This window comes from Cupriavidus basilensis OR16 (assembly GCF_000243095.1).
Classification (GTDB): domain Bacteria; phylum Pseudomonadota; class Gammaproteobacteria; order Burkholderiales; family Burkholderiaceae; genus Cupriavidus; species Cupriavidus basilensis_D.
Genome location: NZ_AHJE01000334.1, coordinates 1 through 774 on the forward strand (window position 1 = coordinate 1; position 774 = coordinate 774).

The following is a 774-nucleotide window of genomic DNA, read 5'->3' on the forward strand; positions in this document are numbered from 1 at the left end:
CCCGGGGCTTTTTTCTTCTCGCCGATACGGCTTTCCTTGCCGGCCAGCAGCTTTTCGATGTTGGCGCGATGGCGCACCACCAACAGCACGCTGATCGCGAATACCGCGCCGGCGATCACGTCCACGCCCGACATCAGGACATAGAAGAAGGGCGCAAAGACCGCCGACACCAGCGCCGCCAGCGACGAGTAGCGGAAGAAGAAGGCAACGATCAGCCAGGTAGCCATCGTGCCCGCGCCCAGCAGCGGGTCGATGGCAAACAGGATGCCGGCCGCGGTGGCCACGCCCTTGCCGCCCGCGAAGCGGAAGAACACGGGGAACAGGTGGCCCAGGAACACCGCTACCGCCACCAGCGCGAAGCCCGTGTCGTCGACGCCGTACGCCGGGCCGAAGCGCTGCGCCAGCCAGACGGCCAGCCAGCCCTTCAAGGCATCGCCGATCAACGTCAGGATAGCGGCCTTCTTGTTGCCGCTGCGCAGCACGTTGGTGGCGCCTGGGTTGCCCGAGCCATAGGTGTGCGGATCGGGCAAGCGCATGGCCTTGCTGACCACGACGGCAAAGGAAATGGAGCCGATCAGGTAGGCGGCTAGTGCGAAGATCAGATTGGCCATGTGGGGGCAGGGGGGTTGAGGCTGGCGGGATTGTAGCGTGGATGGGGGGTGGGGGGGGATGGGGGGCTTTGGGGGTGGTGGTGGCTTTTGTCAGCGGTGTTGGCTTTTGCACCCCAAAGCCATACGACATCCCCCTGCGGGGGCTGCCGGTCACTTTTCTTTG

Annotated in this window: 1 protein-coding gene; it reads right to left on the reverse strand. The window is 65.2% G+C overall.

Annotated elements, in window-relative coordinates; genetic code table 11:
• Nucleotides 1–611, reverse strand: a 611-nt coding sequence (plsY, locus tag OR16_RS38995) for a glycerol-3-phosphate 1-O-acyltransferase PlsY (RefSeq protein ID WP_006165023.1), incomplete at its 3' end; no start/stop codon positions are given.
• Nucleotides 612–774 lie beyond the last annotated feature (163 nt).